We start from the raw sequence: 18248 nt of genomic DNA, 5'->3' as shown, positions 1-18248 counted from the left end.
CCGCAGCCGTAGGATGAAATCCGTGAGCCCGCAGACCTCCACCCCCCCTACCGACAAGACCCCGGATGCCGGGAACCTCCTCGCGCTCGATCGTCAGGTCTGCTTCGCGCTGGCCGTCGCCTCGCGCACCGTCATCGGGCTCTACCGGCCACTGCTGGAGCCGATGGGGCTGACCCACCCGCAGTACCTCGTGATGCTCGCCCTCTGGGAGAGCGAGCCGCTGCGGGTCTCCGAACTCGCCGAGCGACTCAACCTGGAGCCGGCGACGCTGTCTCCCCTGCTCAAGCGCCTCGAGACCAGCGGCTTCGTCGTGCGCGACCGCGACCCCCGCGACGACCGCGCCCTCGCCGTCAGCCTCACCCCGGCCGGGCGCCGCCTGCGGCGCAAGGCCGAGAAGATCCCGCAGGCGATCATCGCCCGCCTCGGCCTGGAGGTCAGCGAGCTCGAGGACATCCGCGACCGCGTCACCACCCTCGTCGACGCCGCGCAGAGCACGACCTGAGCGCGCCCCTGCGCCCCTGAGGCGGCTCCCACTGTGAACAGTTGTTGACCAACGCAGTTGACCAACCTAGTCTGATTGGTATGACCACCGTCAAGGTTCAGTACGCCAAGACCCATCTGTCAGCGCTGCTCGCTGCCGTGGAGCAGGGTGATGAGGTCGTCATCGCGCGCGGCGACCAACCCGTGGCGCGACTGGTGCCGGCCCGGCCCCGTGGCGAACGCGAGCTCGGTTTCATCGATTACCAGGTGCCAGCAGAATTCTTCGCTGATCTTCCCGGGGTCGAGATCCAGGCCTGGGAAGGCGAGGCGTGACCTACCTCCTCGACACCCATGCGATGCTGTGGGCCCTGACGGACCCGGCGTCGTTGGGAACACAGGCGAGGCGGGTCATGGCGGATGCCGACCAGCGCCTTGTGGTCTCGGCGGCCACTGCGTGGGAGATCTCCACGAAGCAGCGGCTCGGCAGGCTCCCCCAGGCTGACGCGATCGTGTCGACGTATGCACGCGCCCTCGACCGTCTGGGTGCCTCCGAACTACCGATCACGGCAGCACACGCGATCCTCGCCGGGCGCCTTGAGTGGGAGCACCGAGACCCCTTCGACCGCATGCTCGCGGCCCAGGCCATGACGGAGTCACTGACCCTGATCACCAAGGACAGAGCGTTCTGCGGGCTCCCCGGCATCCGGACGCTCTGGTGATCTGCTGAGGGTGACCAGCCCAGCGGACCTCACCAGCACCGTCACCGATGCGGGGGAACGCTGGCCGCGCCCGTACCCTCGAGCAGTGGATGAACAGCCCCGGGGGATCGACCCGGACGACCTCGCGACCACCCTTCGCGTCCTGGAGGAACTGACCGAGCTACCCGCGGGCCACCCAGACATCCACGTCGTCAAGCAGGCGACCGGCCGGATGTACCGCAAGATCCGCAAGTCCCGCCGCGCCCACGCCCGCCGTCCCCAGCAGGAGGCCGACGCCGCGGTGCTCGCCAGCACCGCCACCGGCTCACCCATGCGCATCGACGACGAGACGCGCGGCATCCGCCTCGTGTCGAGCGCACCCGGCGCCTACGCCGGCGAGCTGAACACCCCCCGCGGCTGCTACATCTGCCACGCCGACTACACCCTCGTCGACGCGTTCTACCACTGGCTGTGCCCGGCCTGTGCCGCGATGTCGCATGTCAAGCGCGACCAGCGCACCGACCTCACCGGCCGCCGCGCCCTCCTCACGGGGGGGCGCGCCAAGATCGGCATGTACATCGCGCTCATGCTGCTGCGCGACGGGGCGCACATGACGATCACGACCCGCTTCCCGCGTGACGCCGTGCGCCGCTTCACCGAGCTCGCCGACAGCCCCGAGTGGATCGACCGGCTGAAGATCGTCGGCATCGACCTGCGCGACCCCACCCAGGTGATCGCCCTCGCCGACGACGTCGCCGCCGCCGGGCCGCTCGACATCCTCATCAACAACGCCGCACAGACCGTGCGCCGCAGCCCGGGCTCCTACTCCCACCTCGTCCACGGCGAGGACGAACCGCTCGACACCCACGAGCCGATGCCCGAGCTCGTCACCTTCGACCGGATCAGCGAGGCCCACCCCGCAGCCCTGCTCGGCAGCCTCGCGAAGCACCCCGTCCCCCACGCCGACCTCGACGCCGCCTCGATGACCAAGCTCGCCCTGCGCGCCGGGCAGGCCAGCCTCGAGGCCCACGTCGCCGGCACGGCCATCGACGCCGGCGGCTTGCTGCCCGACCTCCAGCGCACCAACTCGTGGACCCAGACCGTCTCCGAGGTCGACCCGCTCGAACTGCTCGAGGTACAGCTCTGCAACTCGACCGCGCCGTTCCTGCTGGTCTCGCGGCTACGGCCGTCACTGGCGGCCTCGCCCGCTCGACGCACCTACGTCGTCAACGTGTCGGCGATGGAGGGCCAGTTCTCGCGGCGCTACAAGGGAGCGGGTCACCCCCACACGAACATGGCCAAGGCCGCCCTGAACATGCTGACCCGCACCAGCGCCGCCGAGATGCTCGAGACCGACGGCATCCTCATGACCGCCGTCGACACCGGGTGGATCACCGACGAACGCCCGCACGACGAGAAGCTGCGGATCGCCGCCGAGGGCTGGCACGCACCCTTGGACCTCGTCGACGGCGCCGCCCGCGTGTACGACCCGATCGTGCGCGGCGAGGCCGGCGAGGACCTGCACGGCGTCTTCCTCAAGAACTTCGCCCCCCACCCCTGGTGATCGCCGCCTCCTCCCTTCCACCTCGCCGGAGACACCCGTGAACGCCCAGCAGACCGAATCCGTCACCGTCCAAACGCAGCTCGTCATCCCCGTCGAGGTCGCCGGTCGCCTCGCCGTCTCCGTGGCCGTCGCCGACCACCTCGCCGAGCAGGCGGCGAGCACCGAGTCGGTGACGCTCACGGCATCCGACGGCACCGTGGTGCCCCATCGCGAGGTGCCGCTCGACCGCGGAATGCGGCTGCACGTCATCGACGCCCCGCAGGGCGAGGTCACGCTGACCTACGACGCGACCGTCGCGGTGGCGGGAGCAGCCACCCCCGAGCAGGTCAGCGACGCCGACGCGTTCTCCTACGTGCTGCCCAGCCGCTACTGCCCGAGCGACCGGCTCAGCGGGCTCGCGAGCGCGGAGTTCGGGCACATCGAGTCGGATGCCGAGCGCGCTCGCCGGATCGTGTCGTGGGTGCACGACCGCCTCAGCTACACCCCGGGCAGCACGGTCGCGACCGACGACGCCCTCACACCCCTGCTCGGTGGCCTCGGGGTGTGCCGCGACTATGCCCACCTCGTCGTCGCGCTGGCACGCGCCGTCGGGATGCCGGCCCGCTACGTCTCGGTGTACGCGCCGGGTCTGTCGCCGATGGACGCGCACGCCGTCGCCGAGATCGCCGTCGACGGGCAGTGGTTCCTGTTCGACGCGACCCGGCTCGCCCCACGTCGCTCAATGGTGCGCATCGGGACGGGTCGGGATGCCGCGGACGTGGCCATCCTCAGCAGCCTCGGCGGCGTGAGCGGGCCGACGACGTTCGAGGTCACCGCGACGGCTGCGCCCGGGCTGCCGACCGAGGACCCCGACGACCTCGTCGCCCTCGCCTGAGGCTCGTTCTCAGGACGCAGTCGAGAGTAGGAGAATCGCCGTGCAGGGCAGAGGGCAGACGGCGATTCGCCTACTCTCGACTTGGGCCAGGACCCGGGGTTGGCGCGTCAGACCGCGGGCGGTGCCGGTCAGACGGCGAGGGGTGTCGTCAGGGCTCCGGTGCAGTGGTAGACGTCGGGCCGGCCGGGCCACACCTGCGTGCCCTGCTCCATGTTCTCGTCGAGCTCGTTGCGCCAGGCACCGTTCTCGTCGATGAAGTAGCGGGCCGCGTGGTCCCACAGCCGCCGGTACCAGCCCTCCCAGTGCTGGTCGCCGGTGCGGCGCAGCAGGTACGCCGACGCCTGGATGCCCTCGCAGATCGGCCAGTGCAGCCGCACGTCGGCCACGGCGTCGCCGTCCCAGTCGACGGTGTAGACCAGCCCGGGGCGGCCGTCGACCTCCCAGCCGCCGTCGAGCGCCCGTCGGGTCAGCCCGTCAGCCGCCTCCACCAGCCACGACGGCGACTCCACGAGCGGTGACTCGTCGAGCTGGAGCAGGAAGCGGGCCCACTCCAGCGAGTGCCCGAACGTCGCCCCGTACGGGCGGAACGGGTGGTTCGGCTCGTCGATGTTGTAGTCGGGCAGCACCGTCCAGTCAGCGGTGAAGTGCTCGGGCAGCAACCAGTCCTGCTCCCGCGCAGCGACGTTGATCAAGCGGTCAGCGATGGCCAACCCGCGACGGTGCCACACGGCATCCCCCGTCGCCGTTCCCATCGCGAGGAACGCCTCGAGGCCGTGCATGTTGGCGTTGGCTCCGCGGTAGTCCTCGCAGTCCGACCAGTCGGGGGCGAAGGACTCGAGCAGGGTCTGCGTCGACTCGTCCCACAGCCGCGTGTCGATGACCTCGATGACCTGCTCCAGCAGCCCGGCGGCCAGCGGGTGCCCGACCGTGAGCGCGTTGGCCGACGCCAGCCCGACGTGCACGTGGTCGTACGTCGCCTTGCGGGTCACGGTGCCCGGCTGCGTGAACCAGCCGCCGTGCTCGGTGTCGGCGTGCAGCCCGACGAGCGACTCCATCGCGTGGTCGAGCAGCTCGCCGGAACCGGGGATGCCGTGGCGCACCCCGATCGAGGAGGCGTACGCCATGCGGGCGGTGAGGAAAAGCTGCGGCGGGCGTCCCGGCATCGGTGAGCCGTCGGCATCCTGGTAGGCGAAGCCGCCGCCGGGCAGGATCGAGGGCAGCGCGAAGGTCAGCACGTCGGCGAACCGGAAACGCAGCCACTCGCGGTGGCCGGGGGTGTCCAGCCAGGACTGGGCGGGGGACACGGCGGCGTCAGCAGTGGAGGCGGCAGGGTCAGTCATCGGACTCGAGCTCCAGTCGGTAGGTCAGCGTGTGCGACTCCCCCGGGGCGAGGGTCACGGCGTTCTCGAGGACGTTGGCGGCCTCGATGCAGACGAACTGGCTCCAGTCGTCGTCGCCGATGTCGGCCACCTCGCGGGCCTTGGCGTCCCACGGGTTCCAGATGACGAGGTTGCCCGCGCCCTCGGTGCGCACGATGAGGCGGCGCTCCAACCCCGGGTCGTGCAGCATCACCGGCCCGCTGCTGCGGAACACCGAGTCGGTCTCACCGGCGAACTCGAGGATGCCGTGGTGCACCTTCTCCGTCCCCGTCACCTTGTCGAAGTAGGCGGCGCCGTCCAGGCCCTCGACGGCGATCTCGCGCACGTCGCCGACGGCGAGGTAGGTGTGCAGCGCCTCGTCGATCTCGAAGGGCTCCGGCCCGGTGTTGGTCGTCGTCAACGACACCTCGAGGGTGGCGCCGAAGCGCGACCGCAGCTCCACGGCATACGGCTGCGGGAAGTGCGCAGAGGTGGCGGCGTCGGAGGTCAGGCGGTGCACGAAGGTGACCTCGCCGGTGGCGGCGTCCTCCGTGCGGTCGACGAGGGCCCAGCGCGCCGTGCGGGCGAATCCGTGCGCCGGCTCCATGCCGGGCCGCTGCCCCGCGCCGAACCACGGCCAGCACACCGGGATCCCGGCGCGAATCGACCGCCCCGGCGCCAGACGCACGGCGCTGCTCACGTAGAGCGCCGGCGCAGCCCCCCGCGGTGCCCACCGGGTGACCTGGGCGCCCTGGTCGTGGATCTCCCCGGTGCACGCGGAGGTGTCGACGACGTGCGGCGGCGGCAGGGCGGCATCCATAAGTGCCAACCTAGCGCCGCGACGAGGCCGGCCGCCCATGACTGGACGACCGGCCCCGGATGCCGTGGCGTTGGCGCTCAGACCTCGGCGCGGTCGCGCTCGGCGCGGTCGCGCTCGGCGTCGCTCGCCTCGGAGTCGCCAGCATCGGCGCCGGCCAGCTCGCGCCGTGCTTCGCGACGGTTGGCGAGGATGCTCGTCGTCGTGGCCAGGGCGAGGATGCCGACGATGACACCCAGCGAGAGCAGGGTCGGGACCTCGGGGATCCAGGTCCACACCCCGTGAGCCCAGTGGAGCACGAGCTTGACGCCGATGAAGGCGAGGATCGCGGCAAGGCCGTGGCCCAGGTGACGCAGCGAGCCCAGCGCCCCTTCGACGACGAAGTAGAGGGCGCGCAGGCCGAGCAGGGCGAACGCGTTGGTCGCGAAGACCAGGTAGGGGTCACCGGTGATCCCGTAGACCGCGGGCACCGAGTCAACCGCGAAGACGATGTCGGTGGCGAGGATGGCGACGATGACCAGGGCCAGCGGGGTGAGGGCGCGGCGGCCGGCCTGCTTCACCATGAGGCGGGTGCCCTCGTAGGTGTCGGTGACGGGCATGAACCGACGGATGAGGCGGACCGACTTGATGGAGCCGATGTCGATGGCCTTGTCCTCGTGAGACATGGCATCGCGCAGCACCTTGACGGCGGTGACGAGCAGGACGGCACCGAAGAGCAGGAAGGTCCACGAGAACGTCGCGATCATCTGGGCGCCGAGGGCGATGAAGATGCCGCGCAGGATGAGCGCACCGATGATGCCGATGAGCAGCACTCGCTGCTGGAGCTCACGCGGCACGGCGAAGGCGGTGAGGAGCAGGAGGAAGACGAACAGGTTGTCGACGGACAGCGACTTCTCGACGAGGTAGCCGGTGTAGTACTCCAGACCGGTCTGGCCGCCGAAGGACTGCCAGATCCACACACCGAAGGCCACCGGGATGGCGATGTAGAACGCCGACCAGCCCAGCGCCTCCTTCATGGAGACCTCGTGCGGCCGGCGGGTGATGAGGAAGTCGACGATGAGCAGCACGATGACCGCGCCGATGGTCAGCGCCCAGAGCGTGGGCGTGCCGATCGATTCGATGGCGGTCGCGGGCTCAGCGGCCGCGGGTGCCGCGGCAGCGAGCAGGGACGAGGGCAAAGATGTGAACACGGGTCTCCTCAAGACGGAACTGCGGTCTTGAGGTCTCCTTCACCGACCGGGGTCGGCGCCGCACCGAGACCACCTCAGGGTGGACGTATTGACCGGCGCGAGCTTGGGAAGTACTCCCCTCGTGCGTCACAGGCTACGGAACGCCACGGGAGTTTCACAACCCGAAGGTGCGGAAAAGGTCGCCAACCTTAGACACGGCATCCGCGCCGTTCCGCGGGTCAGGACTTGCTTGCCTGGAGGCGGTCGAGGGCTTCGATGCGCTCCGCCGCGTGGTCGACGATCCGCGCGGGGTAGCCGTGGGCGTAACCGTCGGCGACGTCCCACGGCTCGTGCGCCGCGGCACCCGGCACGTGCGCCAGCTCGGGCACCCACCGCCGCACGTAGTCACCGTCGGGGTCGAAGCGCAGCCCCTGCGTCACCGGGTTGAACACCCGGAAGTACGGCGAGGCGTCAGTTCCGGTGCCGGCCACCCACTGCCAGCCGTGGTTGTTCGAGGCGATGTCGCCGTCGATGAGGTGCTCCATGAAGTGCCGGGCCCCGAGCGGCCACCACACGTGCAGGTCCTTGGTGAGGAAGCTGCCCGCGATCATCCGCACCCGGTTGTGCATCCACCCCTCGGTGAGCAGCTGGCGCATGCCGGCGTCGACGATCGGGTAGCCGGTGCGACCAGCCTTCCAGGCCTCGATCGCGTCCTCGGGCTCGTCGTAACGCATCCCTGCCATCTCGGGCCGTAGGTCCTCCCAGGCGGTGCGCGGGTGGTGCCACAGCACGTCGGCGTAGAACTCGCGCCAGGCCAGCTCGTTCTCGAACGTGTGCGCCCCCTTGCCCGTCTCCCCCGCGAGGTCGGCGAGCAGCGTGCGCGGGTGCACGACACCGAGCTTCAGGTACGGCGACAGCCGCGAGGTGCCGTCGAGGTCGGGCCGGTTGCGGTCGTCGGCGTATGCCGTGAGCGCCCGTTCCCGCCACTCGCGCCACCGCGCGAGGGCCGCCTTCTCCCCGGCGGGGGGCAGTTCGGGAAGGCCGGCCGCCTCGAGGGCAGCGGCCACCGCAGCGATGGCCTGCGGGTCGCTGTCGACTCGCCGCAGCGGGAGCTCGCGCGAGGTGGGCGCCGGCGCAGGCCACCCGTGGGCACGCCACGCCTTCGAGAACGGCGTGAAGACCTTGTACGGGTCCCCCGAGCCGCTCACGACCAGACCCGGCCCCACGGCATACGGCGTCCCCGTCTCGACCCACTCGACCCCGGCGGACCGCAGCGTCCCGGCCACGACCTCGTCCCGGCGTCGCCCGGCCGGGGTGGTCTCGCGCGACACGTGCACCGACGTGGCCCCCACCCGGGCGGCGAGCTCGGGGATGACCGTTCGAGGGTTGCCGTGGAGCAGTGTCAGGGCGCCGTCGTAGGCCTCGTCAGTGGCCTTCAGGGTGGCCGCCAGCCAAGCGCGCCGCGCGGCCCCTCCCCCGTCCCACAGGCGCGGGTCGACGACGAACGCGACCACCAGGTCACCCCCGGATGCCGTGGCCGCCTCCCGGGCGGCGAGCAGGGCGGGGTGGTCGGCACGGCGCAGGTCGCGGCGCAGCCAGAGGATCGCGGTCATGCGGGGCCTTTCACGACAGGGCGTCGAGCACGGGCGGCAGGAGGAAGAGCATGCCCAGCGACCAGGTCAGGTGCGTGACGATGGGGCCGAGGATGCCGCCGGTCACCCGCCGCTGGAAGGCGACGACGAGCCCGACGAGGGCCGCGGCGAGCACGAGCAGGGGGATGCCGGCCGCGGCGGTCACGAGGGCGTAGACCACCGTGGTCACCGCCACCGCGTGCCGGCGCCCGACGGCGGCGTAGAGGGCTCCGCGGAAGTACAGCTCCTCGGCGATGCCGTTGACGACGGTGATGAGGGCAACCAGGGGCAGCGAACCGACCCGGGCGTGGTCGAGCAGTTCCTGGACGGGTTCGCGCAGCACCGGGATGCGGGCCACGACCAGCGCCCCGACCATGAACAGCGCCAGGAGCATCACCCCGAGGGCGAGCGACTGCACGACGGCACGGCTGGACCCCGAGCCGCCTCGGGTGTGGGCACGGCCGAGGTGCAGCGGGCCGGAGAGGAAGGCTCCACCCGCCCAGACACCGGCCAGTGCGAAGGTGGCCCCGTAGAACCGCGGGTCACCGGGCTCGATGCGCAGCGCGAACGCCAGGATCACCGCCCCAATGACCAGCGTGACGGCGGCGACGACCCGGCGACGGCGGAAGGCGGCATCGCTCTCGGTGTGGTAACGCTCCACGGGCGTCACGAGGGCGGCACGCAGGAACGCCCGGAACTCGGCGACGACGTTCACGACTGACGGCGCGGGCGGCGTCCCCCGGCCCAGTCGGGGTCTGCGGCGGTGATGCGCGCGGGGTCGGCGGTGCCCGGTTCGGGGCGCGGGTCGACCCCGTCACCGGCGAGGGCGTCGGCGACGGCCCGGTCGTAGTCGAGGTAGCCCTGGGGCGGGGCACCGACCAGGTCGTCGATGTCGTGCTCGGTGCACACGACCTCGTGGAGCAGGCTGCCGACGAGCGGCTTCGCGACGCCCGTGGGCACCGGCGTCACGAGCCCCACCCACTGGCTCGCGAGGTAGGGGGTGAGCACCGGCACGGAGACGATGAGCCGCGGGCGCAGGCCGGCAATCGTGGCGAACCGGTTGATCATCTCGCGGTAGGTCAGCACGTCCGGGCCGCCGATGTCGAAGGTGCGGTTCTCCTCGGGTGGCAGGTCCGCGGCCGCGACGAGCAGGTGCAGCACGTCGCGCACGGCGATCGGCTGGATACGGTTGTCGAGCCACTTCGGCGTGATCATCGCCGGCAGGCGGGTCGTCAGGTGGCGCAGCATCTCGAACGATGCCGACCCCGAGCCGAGAATCACCGCGGCCTGGAGCACCGCCGTCGGCACCCCGCTCGCGAGCAGGATGTCGCCGACCTCGACCCGGGAGGCGAGGTGGTCACTCAGCTCACCGTCGTGGGGGTGCAGCCCCGAGAGGTAGACGATCCGGCCCACCCCGGCATCCGCGGCGCACCGCCCGAAGGTCTGCGCGAGCTCGCGGTCACGCTCGACGAAGTTGCCCTGGCCGTCCATCGAGTGTAGGAAGTAGTAGGCGACGTCGACGTCGGAGAGCGCGCGTGCGAGCGTGTCGGGTGACGCGGCATCCCCTTCCACCACCTCGACCCGGTCACGCCAGGCGCGCGGCGCGACCTTGTCGGCGGAACGGGTGAGCACCCGCACCTGCCAGCCCTCGTCGAGCAGACGGGGGACGAGGCGCGAGCCGATGTAGCCGGTGGCGCCGGTGACGAGCGCGCGCCGGGGCGTGGTCGAAGGGTCGGTCACAGCCGGTCCAACGTGCTCTTCAGCTGCTCCGCGGTGCGGTCGCCGAGGCGGTCGAGCAACGGCTTCATCAGCGGCGCGACATGCTCGAGGGTCTGCGTCGTGTACTCCAGCTCGACGGTGGTGCCGGCGAACTCGGAGACGTTGCGGTAGACGGTGCCGGGGCCGCCGTCACCGAGGACCACCTCGCAGGACGTCGTCCCCGAGTCCCACTGCTTCGCGTTGCGGAAGTCGGTCAGGTACGCGAACACCCTGTCTGGGTCGGTCGCCGTCATCACCCTGCGCTCGATGGTCGTGGTCATGGCCGCGGCCCGATGCCGGCGCAGGACTGGGGGAGCATGACTCGACAGTATGCCGACCTTCAGCAGCGCGTCAAATGTTTGGCGAACCTTGTGTTGAGTGTTTGTCAAAACTCTGTCTCAGGTCTACGGTGACCCTCGTGAAGAGTTCGATACCCCCGACGATGCGGATTGGTGAGCTCGCCGCCAGGGTGGGCGTCAGCACCCATGTCCTTCGGGCATGGGAAAGCCGCTACGGGCTCTTGCGCCCGCAGCGATCGGCCGGGGGCTACCGCCTGTACGACCACGAGGACGAGCGCCGCGTTCGCGAGGTCATCGCCCTGCGGGATCAGGGCGTGAGCGCCGTTGAGGCCTCCCGCCGAGTGCTCGAGGCCGACCGGTCCGGCCTGTCAGCCATCGACGACGACATCGACGACGACGCGACCAACGCCAGCGGCTCCTCCTTCGCCGCGGGCCACGCAAGGGCCGGGGGGCGCGCCCGAGCCGTGGGCACGGCATCCGGCATGGGCGTAAATACGAGCGTCCCCCTGCGCTCCGATCCGCCGGCCCTCGTCGCGCAGCTGCTCGAGGCGGTGTCCGCCCTCGACGAGGACCGGGCCCACGCGGTGCTCGACGTCGCGTTCGGCGAGCGCTCCGTCGACAGCGCGATCGTCGACGTGCTGCTGCCGTTGTTCGTGCGGGTCGGTGAGCTGTGGGAGCTCGGGCGCATCGGCATCGCGCAGGAGCACTTCGCGAGCAGCCTCGTGCGCCGCCGCCTCGGGGCGATGTCCCTGACGTGGGGTGTCGGCAGCGGGCCGGTGGCGGTGCTCGCCTGCCCGCCCGGCGAGTTCCACGACATCGTGCTGCTGAGCTTCGGCGTGCTCCTCGGGCGCACCGGGTGGCGGATCCGCTACCTCGGGCCGGACACCCCGGTGCACTCGCTGGCGGCGGCCGCGCAGCTCACCCAGGCGGATGCCGTCGTGCTGGCCTGTCGTCGGCCCTCCGGTTTCCGGGCGCACGCCACGGCGCTGCGGCGACTCGGCGAGGACTACCCGGTGTGGCTGGCCGGCCGCGGCGCGACGCCGCGGGTGCTCGAGGAGGTGGGCGTCCGATACCTCGGGGCCGACCTCGTCGGAGCAGTGGCCGAGCTGACCGCAACCGCCCGCGACCGCCGAAACCAGCGTGAGGCCGCGGCCCGACCCGACGGCGACGGCATCCCAATCGACGACAGCCGCGCCAACGGCAACGGCAACGGCATCCAAGGCGACGGCATCCGGACCGACGGCATCCAAGGCGACGGCATCCGGACCGACGCGACCACCCCGACGTCCGCCACCGCCTGACCCGCAGCGAGCCGGCGTACCCAGATCGACCGATAGGTCACCGCTGGTACACCCAGCCACTCAGTTCGCGTACCCACATCGACCAATAGGTCACCGCAGGTACACCCAGCCAGTCAGCGCGCGTACCTGGATTGACCTATTGGTCGATGTCGGGACGCGGCGGCGTGTCGTTGAGGGCTCGAGGGTCAGCCGAGCGCCTGGGCGACCCCGTGGATCACCAGTCCGGCGAGCGCCCCGACGATCGTGCCGTTGATCCGGATGAACTGCAGGTCCCGGCCGACGTGCAGCTCGATGCGCTCGGCGGCCTCCTTGCCGTCCCAGCGATCGACCGTGACCGAGATGACCTCGGCCAACTCGCTGCCGTAGGTGTTGACGAAGAAGGACACGGCCTCCCCGAGGCGGGCCTCAAGCCGGGCCCGCCACACCTCGTCGTGCACGAGGTGGTTGCCGAGGTTCTCGAGCAGCTCGTCACCGCGGGTGTGGAAGTACGAGGTCTCGTCGTCCATCGCCGTCGTCAGGGCGGTGCGGAACGACTGCCACAGCCCGAGCACGGTCTCCGGGACCTGCGGGTGGGTGAGCAGCAGCTCCTTGAGCGCCTCCGCGCGGGCCATGACCTCGGGGTCCTGCTGGAGGTCCACGGCCAGGCGCCGCAGCAGGTCGTCGAAGGCCTGGCGCGCGGGGTGGCGCGGGTCGTTCTCGATGTCCCGCAGCCAGGCGATGACCTGCTGGTAGGTCCAGCCGATGACCTTGTCGTCGACCCACGGCGGCGACCACCACGGGGCGCGCTCGCCCAGCACCGCCGCGTACGTGCCGGGGTTGTCGGCCAGCCACTCGCGCAGGTGCTCCAGGGCCAGGTCGACCAGCCCTTGGTGGGTCTGCTGCTCGACGACCCCCTCGAGCAGCGCACCGGCGATCGGCGACACCGGCTCCTTGACCAGCCGCGGCACGAGGAAGTCCTGCACCAGCGCGCGGACCTCGTCATCCGACAGCCGCCCCAACCCCGCACGGCCGACCCGCACGGCCTCGGCCATCACGCGGCGGCGATTGGCCGGCATCCCCAACCACTGCCCGACGCGCTCACCCACCCGCGCGGTCGCCAGGCGCTCGCGCGCGATCTCCTCGGTGAGGAAGTTCTCGGTGACGAACTCCTGGAGGTTGCGCCCGATCTCGTTCTTGCGCTTCGGGATGATCGCCGTGTGGGGGATCGGCAGGCCGAGCGGATGCCGGAACAGCGCCGTGACGGCGAACCAGTCGGCGAGCGCCCCCACCATCGCCGCCTCGGCCGCGGTGTTGACGTAGCCCCACACGCCGTCGTGGTCCAGGCGCAAGGTGGCGAGGAAGACGGCAGCCGCGAACGCGAGCAGGCCGAGCGCGACGAGCCGCATCCGCCGCAGCCCGGTGCGGCGTGCGGCGTCGGCGGGGGATGCTGCCATGAGACTCACGCGCCCGATCCTGCCTCATGGGTCCGCCCAGCCTTGCGGGGGCGGGCTGTACCCGCAGTGACCTATTGGTCGATGTAGGTACAGGAGCCTCGTGGGCGGGCGTACCTGGAGTGACCTATTGGTCGATGGGGGTACGCGAGGTCGGATGCCGTCGCTCACCTCCCGCCCCGCTCTGACCGCCCGCTCGGCCCCCGTCTCCCCCGCGGCTGGTATCCCCCCGCCGTACGCTGGGTGGGGTGCGCTTCCTCAACGACCTCCAGCCGCAGCACGACCTGACCTACGACGACGTCTTCATGGTGCCGAACCGGTCCTCGGTGACGAGCCGGCTCGACGTCGACCTGACCTCGGTCGACGGCACGGGGACGACCATCCCCCTCGTCGTCGCGAACATGACCGCCATCGCCGGGCGCCGGATGGCCGAGACCACCGCCCGCCGCGGGGCCATCACGGTCATCCCGCAGGACATCCCGGCCGAGATCGTGCGTGACGTCATCGCCTGGCAGAAGTCGCGCCACCTCGTCTACGACACCCCCATCACGCTCACCCCGAGCACGACCGTCGGCGAAGCCCTCGTGCTGCTGCACAAGCGGGCCCACGGTGCGGCGCTGGTCACCGACGGCGACCGCCCGGTCGGCATCGTCACCGAGACCGACCTCACCGGGGTCGACCGGTTCACCCAGCTCGAGGACGTCATGGTGCGCGACATGGTGTCGCTGCCCGACGGGGTCGACGTCGAGTCGGCCTTCGACACCCTCTCCCACGCCCGGCGCCGCCTTGCACCGGTGGTGACCCCCGACGGCCGGCTCGTCGGCATCCTCACCCGCCCGGGCGCCCTGCGCGCCCACCTGTACTCTCCCGCCACCGACGGCACCGGCAGGCTGCGGATCGCCGCGGCGGTCGGCATCAACGGTGACGTCGCCGCCAAGGCGGCCGACCTGCTGGATGCCGGTGCCGACACCCTCGTCATCGACACCGCCCACGGCCACCAGGAGAAGATGATCGAGGCCCTGCGTGCCGTGCGGGCGCTCGACCCCCAGGTCCCCGTGGTCGCGGGCAACGTCGTCTCGGCGCAGGGCACCCGTGACCTCATCGAGGCGGGCGCCGACATCGTCAAGGTCGGGGTCGGGCCGGGCGCGATGTGCACGACCCGGATGATGACCGCCGTCGGCCGCCCGCAGTTCTCCGCGGTGCTGGAGTGCGCCGCTGCGGCGCGCGAGCTGGGAGGGCACGTCTGGGCGGACGGGGGCGTCCGGCATCCGCGCGACGTGGCGTTGGCCCTGGCCGCCGGGGCGAGCAACGTCATGATCGGCTCGTGGTTCGCCGGCACGCTCGAGTCGCCCGGCGACCTCTACACCGACGAGGCGGGCCGTCAGTACAAGGAGTCGTTCGGCATGGCGAGCTCGCGGGCGGTGCGCCACCGCACGGCCAGCGACACGGCCTACGAGCGGGCGCGCAAGGCGATGTTCGAGGAGGGCATCAGCTCGGCCCGCATGTACGTCGACCCGGCCCGCCCGAGCGTCGAGGACGTCATCGACGAGATCGTCGCGGGGCTGCGCAGCAGCTGCACGTATGCCGGCGCCCGCACCCTCGGCGAGTTCCACGAGCGCGCGACGGTCGGCATCCAGAGCACCGCCGGGTTCGCCGAGGGCCGCCCCCTGCACACCTCCTGGTGACGTGAGCGTCCGGCACGGTGGTTTCTCGGGGCACCAACCTGCCGGACGTCGTCGGGATTGAGGCAGGATGCCGGGTATGCCGTTCGACGTCGCCTCGGTCCGTGCCCGCTTCCCCTCGCTCGCCGAGGGTGGTGCCCACTTCGACGGGCCCGGTGGGAGCCAGGTGCCCGACGTCGTCGGCCGCGCGATCGCGGACACCGTGACCGCCGCGATCTCCAACCGCGGCACCTTCACCCCCTCGGAGCGGCGGGCGGATGCCGTCGTCGCCGACTTCCGCTCAGCGATCGCCGACTTCCTCGGCGCCGACCCGCGCGGCATCGTCCACGGCCGCAGCGCGACCGCGCTCACGTACGACTTCTCGCGCACGCTGGCCAAGAACTGGGGCCCCGGTGACGAGATCGTCGTGACCCGCCTCGACCACGACTCGAACGTGCGCCCGTGGGTGCAGGCGGCGCAGGCCGCCGGCGCCACGGTCCGCTGGGTCGACTTCGACCCCGCCACCGGCGAGCTGACCGCGGATGCCGTGGCGGCCGTCGTCACCGAGCGCACCCGCCTGGTCGCGACCACCGCGGCCTCCAACCTCATCGGCACCAAGCCACCGGTGTGCCACATCTCCCGGCTGGCCCACGCGGTCGGGGCGCTGCACTGGGTCGACGGGGTGCACGCCACCGCGCACGCCTCGGTCGACATCGCCGCCCTCGGGGCCGACGTCTGGACGTGCTCGCCGTACAAGTTCATGGGGCCGCACTGCGGGGTGCTGGCTGCCTCCCCCGACCTGCTCGAGACGCTGCACCCCGACAAGTTGCTGCCCTCGACGAACGACGTCCCCGAGCGGTTCGAGTTCGGCACCCTGCCGTACGAGGCGCTCGCCGGGGCCACCGCGGCCGTCGACTTCATCGCGGGCCTGGACGCGTCCGCGGAGGGTGACGACCCGGCATCCGGGACGCGTCGCGAGCGCATCGAGGCCTCGATGTCGGCGGTGCGCGCGCACGAGCGCGCGCTGCTCGACGTGCTCGAGCCGGCGCTGCGCGACCTGCCGGGAGTCACCGTGCACAGCAACGCGGCCAAGCGCACGCCGACCCTGCTCTTCACCGTGGAGGGGCGCGACCCGCAGGAGATCCTAGGCCTGCTCGCGCAGCGGGGGGTCAACGCCCCGGCCGGGCACTTCTACGCCATCGAGTGCTCGCGCCACCTCGGACTCGGCGACGTCGGCGGGGTGCGCGTGGGGCTCGCGCCGTACACGAGCGCCGACGACGTCGACCGGCTCGTCACCGGCCTGCGCGAGATCCTCTGAGCCGCAGGGCAACAGTCGATGGTCGCCCTGCTCGACCCGCTCGAGGCGCCGGTCCACCCGATCGAGGCACTGCGCCGCGTCGCGTTCCTCCTCGAGCGCACGCGGGCCGGCACGTACCGCGTCGAGGCCTTCCGCAACGCCGTGAAGACGCTCAAGACCCTGGATGCCGGTGAGCTCGCCGAGCGTGCCGAGGAGGGCACCCTCCAGGAGATCCCCGGCATCGGGAAGTCGACGAGCGGCGTGATCGCGCAGGCCCTCGCCGGTGACCTGCCCACGTACCTGGCCGCGCTGGAGGCCAAGGCCGGCGGGCCGCTGGTCGAGGGCGGGGAAGCGCTGTACGCCGCGCTGAAGGGTGACTGCCACCTGCACTCGGACTGGAGCGACGGCGGCTCCCCCATCGACGAGATGGTGCTCACCGGCCTCGAGCTCGGCCACGAGTGGCTCGTGCTCACCGACCACAGCCCGCAGCTGCGGGTCGCGAGCGGGCTGAGCGCCGAGCGGCTCACCCAGCAGATCGGCATCGTCGAGGCCATCGACCGCTCGCTCGGTGGGGCGTTCCGGCTGCTCAAGGGCATCGAGGTCGACATCCTCGACGACGGGGGCCTGGACCAGAGCGACGCGATGCTCGCCAGGCTCGACCTCGTCACGGCATCCGTGCACAGCAAGCTGCGGATGAACGCGGGGCCCATGACGAAACGCATGGTGACGGCCGTGTCGAACCCGCGGGTGAACGTGCTCGGTCACTGCACCGGGCGGCTCGTCGAGGGCTCGCGTGGCACCCGCCCGCAGTCCGACTTCGACGCCCGCGCCGTGTTCGAGGCGTGCGCCGAGCACGGCACCGCCGTCGAGATCAACAGCCGGCCCGAACGCCGCGACCCACCCGATGACCTGCTGCTGCTCGCCCTGGAGATCGGGTGCCTGTTCGCGATCGACTCCGACGCCCACGCACCCGGGCAGCTGGACATGAAGGCCTACGGCTGCGAGCGGGCCGAACGACTCGGGGTGCCGGCCGAGCGCATCGTCACGACGTGGGATGCCGACCGCCTCCTCACCTGGGCGAACCCGTGAGCGGCCCGGTGCGCACGGCGATGGGCGGGCTGGTGCGGGTCGACCCGGCGTCCGGTGAGGCCCCGTTCTGGCAGGTGCGCCGACAGGTGTCCGAGGCGATCGCCGACGGCCGCCTGCCCGTCGGCACGAAGCTGCCACCGATCCGCGGGCTCGCCGACGACCTCGGCCTCGCGGCGAACACCGTGGCGCGCGCCTACAAGGAACTCGAGGCGGCCGGCCTCGTCCTCACCCGCGGGCGTCTCGGCACCGTCGTCGCCTCGGATGCCGTCGACGGCCTCGGCGCGGACGCCGCGGTGCGTCTCGCGGCCGGTGACTACGCCCGCGCGGCTCGTGCGGCCCGCATCCCGGACGACGATGCCGTGGCGCTGGTTCAGGAGGCGCTCACCCGCCTCCCGTGAGACCGGGGCAGGGATTCCCGGACTCGTTTTGGTGCGGGCGGGATTCGTCCCCTATGCTTCCAAAGTCCTCAACGGATCCGAACGCTGCGGTCTGCGTGACGTTGTGGATCTGACTGAGGTCGGGTCCCCATCGTCTAGCGGCCCAGGACCCCGCCCTTTCACGGCGGTAGCACGGGTTCGAATCCCGTTGGGGATACGCAATGCCACAAGGCCTTACACAAGGCCCCGTAGCGCAGTTGGTTAGCGCGCCGCCCTGTCACGGCGGAGGTCGCGGGTTCGAGTCCCGTCGGGGTCGCTTCGAGGAGAAGCGGTCGGAGAGATCCGGCCGCCTCACTCGTCCGGCCAGGTAGCTCAGTTGGTACGAGCGTCCGACTGAAAATCGGAAGGTCGGCGGTTCGACCCCGCCCCTGGCCACACAAAACCG

At 71.5% G+C, this 18248-nt stretch carries 18 protein-coding genes and 3 tRNA genes; 13 read left to right on the top strand and 8 right to left on the bottom strand.

Going from position 1 to position 18248, the window contains the following annotated elements:
• The first annotated feature begins 22 nt into the window (after positions 1-22).
• From C8E84_RS13475 to C8E84_RS13455, 5 genes are all read left to right on the top strand, one after another.
• Positions 23-502, top strand: a complete 480-nt coding sequence (locus tag C8E84_RS13475; protein ID WP_246196941.1) for a MarR family winged helix-turn-helix transcriptional regulator — start codon at positions 23-25, stop codon at positions 500-502.
• An 80-nt stretch (positions 503-582) separates the two neighbouring features.
• A complete protein-coding gene (locus C8E84_RS13470; protein WP_159902896.1) occupies positions 583-813 on the top strand; it encodes a type II toxin-antitoxin system Phd/YefM family antitoxin in 231 nt (76 codons plus the stop codon).
• A complete protein-coding gene (locus C8E84_RS13465) occupies positions 810-1199 on the top strand; it encodes a type II toxin-antitoxin system VapC family toxin (RefSeq protein WP_281348943.1) in 390 nt (129 codons plus the stop codon). The genes C8E84_RS13470 and C8E84_RS13465 overlap by 4 nt, the downstream gene beginning before the upstream one ends.
• Before the next feature lie 85 nt (positions 1200-1284).
• The gene (locus C8E84_RS13460) at positions 1285-2742 is read left to right on the top strand and encodes an SDR family oxidoreductase (RefSeq protein WP_159902894.1); all 1458 of its coding nucleotides are present in this window, start codon (positions 1285-1287) and stop codon (positions 2740-2742) included.
• Positions 2743-2779: 37 nt separating this feature from the next.
• Positions 2780-3616 (top strand): transglutaminase-like domain-containing protein, encoded by an 837-nt coding sequence (locus tag C8E84_RS13455; RefSeq protein ID WP_159902892.1) that lies wholly within the window; start codon positions 2780-2782, stop codon positions 3614-3616.
• A gap of 128 nt (positions 3617-3744) precedes the next feature.
• Here the strand turns inward: C8E84_RS13455 and C8E84_RS13450 are convergent, their stop codons facing one another.
• The 7 genes from C8E84_RS13450 to C8E84_RS13420 all read right to left on the bottom strand — a co-directional run bounded on the left by C8E84_RS13450 (position 3745) and on the right by C8E84_RS13420 (position 10630).
• Positions 3745-4956, bottom strand: coding sequence for an AGE family epimerase/isomerase (locus tag C8E84_RS13450; protein ID WP_159902890.1), 1212 nt, complete (start codon positions 4954-4956; stop codon positions 3745-3747).
• Positions 4949-5794 (bottom strand): D-hexose-6-phosphate mutarotase, encoded by an 846-nt coding sequence (locus C8E84_RS13445; RefSeq protein ID WP_159902888.1) that lies wholly within the window; start codon positions 5792-5794, stop codon positions 4949-4951. The genes C8E84_RS13450 and C8E84_RS13445 overlap by 8 nt, the downstream gene beginning before the upstream one ends.
• 77 nt (positions 5795-5871) lie before the next feature.
• On the bottom strand, positions 5872-6981 hold the full coding sequence (locus C8E84_RS13440; protein WP_246196940.1) for a TerC family protein: 1110 nt from the start codon (positions 6979-6981) through the stop codon (positions 5872-5874).
• Positions 6982-7199: 218 nt separating this feature from the next.
• On the bottom strand, positions 7200-8573 hold the full coding sequence (locus C8E84_RS13435; RefSeq protein ID WP_159902886.1) for a cryptochrome/photolyase family protein: 1374 nt from the start codon (positions 8571-8573) through the stop codon (positions 7200-7202).
• A 10-nt stretch (positions 8574-8583) separates the two neighbouring features.
• Positions 8584-9306, bottom strand: coding sequence for a CPBP family intramembrane glutamic endopeptidase (locus tag C8E84_RS13430; RefSeq protein WP_159902884.1), 723 nt, complete (start codon positions 9304-9306; stop codon positions 8584-8586).
• The gene (locus tag C8E84_RS13425) at positions 9303-10331 is read right to left on the bottom strand and encodes an NAD(P)H-binding protein (RefSeq protein ID WP_159902882.1); all 1029 of its coding nucleotides are present in this window, start codon (positions 10329-10331) and stop codon (positions 9303-9305) included. The genes C8E84_RS13430 and C8E84_RS13425 overlap by 4 nt, the downstream gene beginning before the upstream one ends.
• Positions 10328-10630, bottom strand: a complete 303-nt coding sequence (locus tag C8E84_RS13420; protein ID WP_159902880.1) for an SRPBCC family protein — start codon at positions 10628-10630, stop codon at positions 10328-10330. Before C8E84_RS13420 ends, C8E84_RS13425 begins: the two co-directional genes overlap by 4 nt.
• A gap of 137 nt (positions 10631-10767) precedes the next feature.
• On the opposite strand from C8E84_RS13420, the gene C8E84_RS13415 reads away from it, so the two are divergent.
• Positions 10768-11949, top strand: a complete 1182-nt coding sequence (locus C8E84_RS13415) for a MerR family transcriptional regulator (RefSeq protein ID WP_159902878.1) — start codon at positions 10768-10770, stop codon at positions 11947-11949.
• A gap of 185 nt (positions 11950-12134) precedes the next feature.
• On the opposite strand, the gene C8E84_RS13410 is transcribed toward C8E84_RS13415, so the two are convergent.
• Positions 12135-13382 carry a DUF445 domain-containing protein gene (locus tag C8E84_RS13410; protein ID WP_343041820.1) on the bottom strand — a complete coding sequence of 416 codons (1248 nt, stop codon included), beginning with the start codon at positions 13380-13382 and terminating at the stop codon, positions 12135-12137.
• A 245-nt stretch (positions 13383-13627) separates the two neighbouring features.
• Between C8E84_RS13410 and C8E84_RS13405 the strand changes: the two genes are divergently transcribed.
• The 7 genes from C8E84_RS13405 to C8E84_RS13375 all read left to right on the top strand — a co-directional run bounded on the left by C8E84_RS13405 (position 13628) and on the right by C8E84_RS13375 (position 18238).
• Positions 13628-15064: a GuaB1 family IMP dehydrogenase-related protein gene (locus C8E84_RS13405; RefSeq protein WP_159902876.1), complete on the top strand. Its 1437-nt coding sequence runs from the start codon at positions 13628-13630 to the stop codon at positions 15062-15064.
• 76 nt (positions 15065-15140) lie between these two features.
• Complete coding sequence (locus C8E84_RS13400; protein ID WP_159902874.1) at positions 15141-16358, top strand: cysteine desulfurase-like protein; 1218 nt, start codon at positions 15141-15143, stop codon at positions 16356-16358.
• Between the two features lie 18 nt (positions 16359-16376).
• Positions 16377-17426, top strand: a complete 1050-nt coding sequence (locus tag C8E84_RS13395) for a PHP domain-containing protein (protein ID WP_159902872.1) — start codon at positions 16377-16379, stop codon at positions 17424-17426.
• Positions 17423-17824 (top strand): GntR family transcriptional regulator, encoded by a 402-nt coding sequence (locus C8E84_RS13390; protein ID WP_425495956.1) that lies wholly within the window; start codon positions 17423-17425, stop codon positions 17822-17824. The genes C8E84_RS13395 and C8E84_RS13390 overlap by 4 nt, the downstream gene beginning before the upstream one ends.
• A gap of 123 nt (positions 17825-17947) precedes the next feature.
• Positions 17948-18020 (top strand) — tRNA-Glu (locus C8E84_RS13385).
• Positions 18021-18045: 25 nt separating this feature from the next.
• Positions 18046-18119 (top strand) — tRNA-Asp (locus C8E84_RS13380).
• 45 nt (positions 18120-18164) lie between these two features.
• Positions 18165-18238 (top strand) — tRNA-Phe (locus C8E84_RS13375).
• Positions 18239-18248: the final 10 nt, after the last annotated feature.

This window comes from Ornithinibacter aureus, from assembly GCF_009858245.1.
GTDB classification, from domain to species: Bacteria; Actinomycetota; Actinomycetes; order Actinomycetales; family Dermatophilaceae; genus Fodinibacter; species Fodinibacter aureus.
Note: the sequence above shows the minus strand (reverse complement) of the source record. Positions and strands in the feature narration are given on the sequence as shown.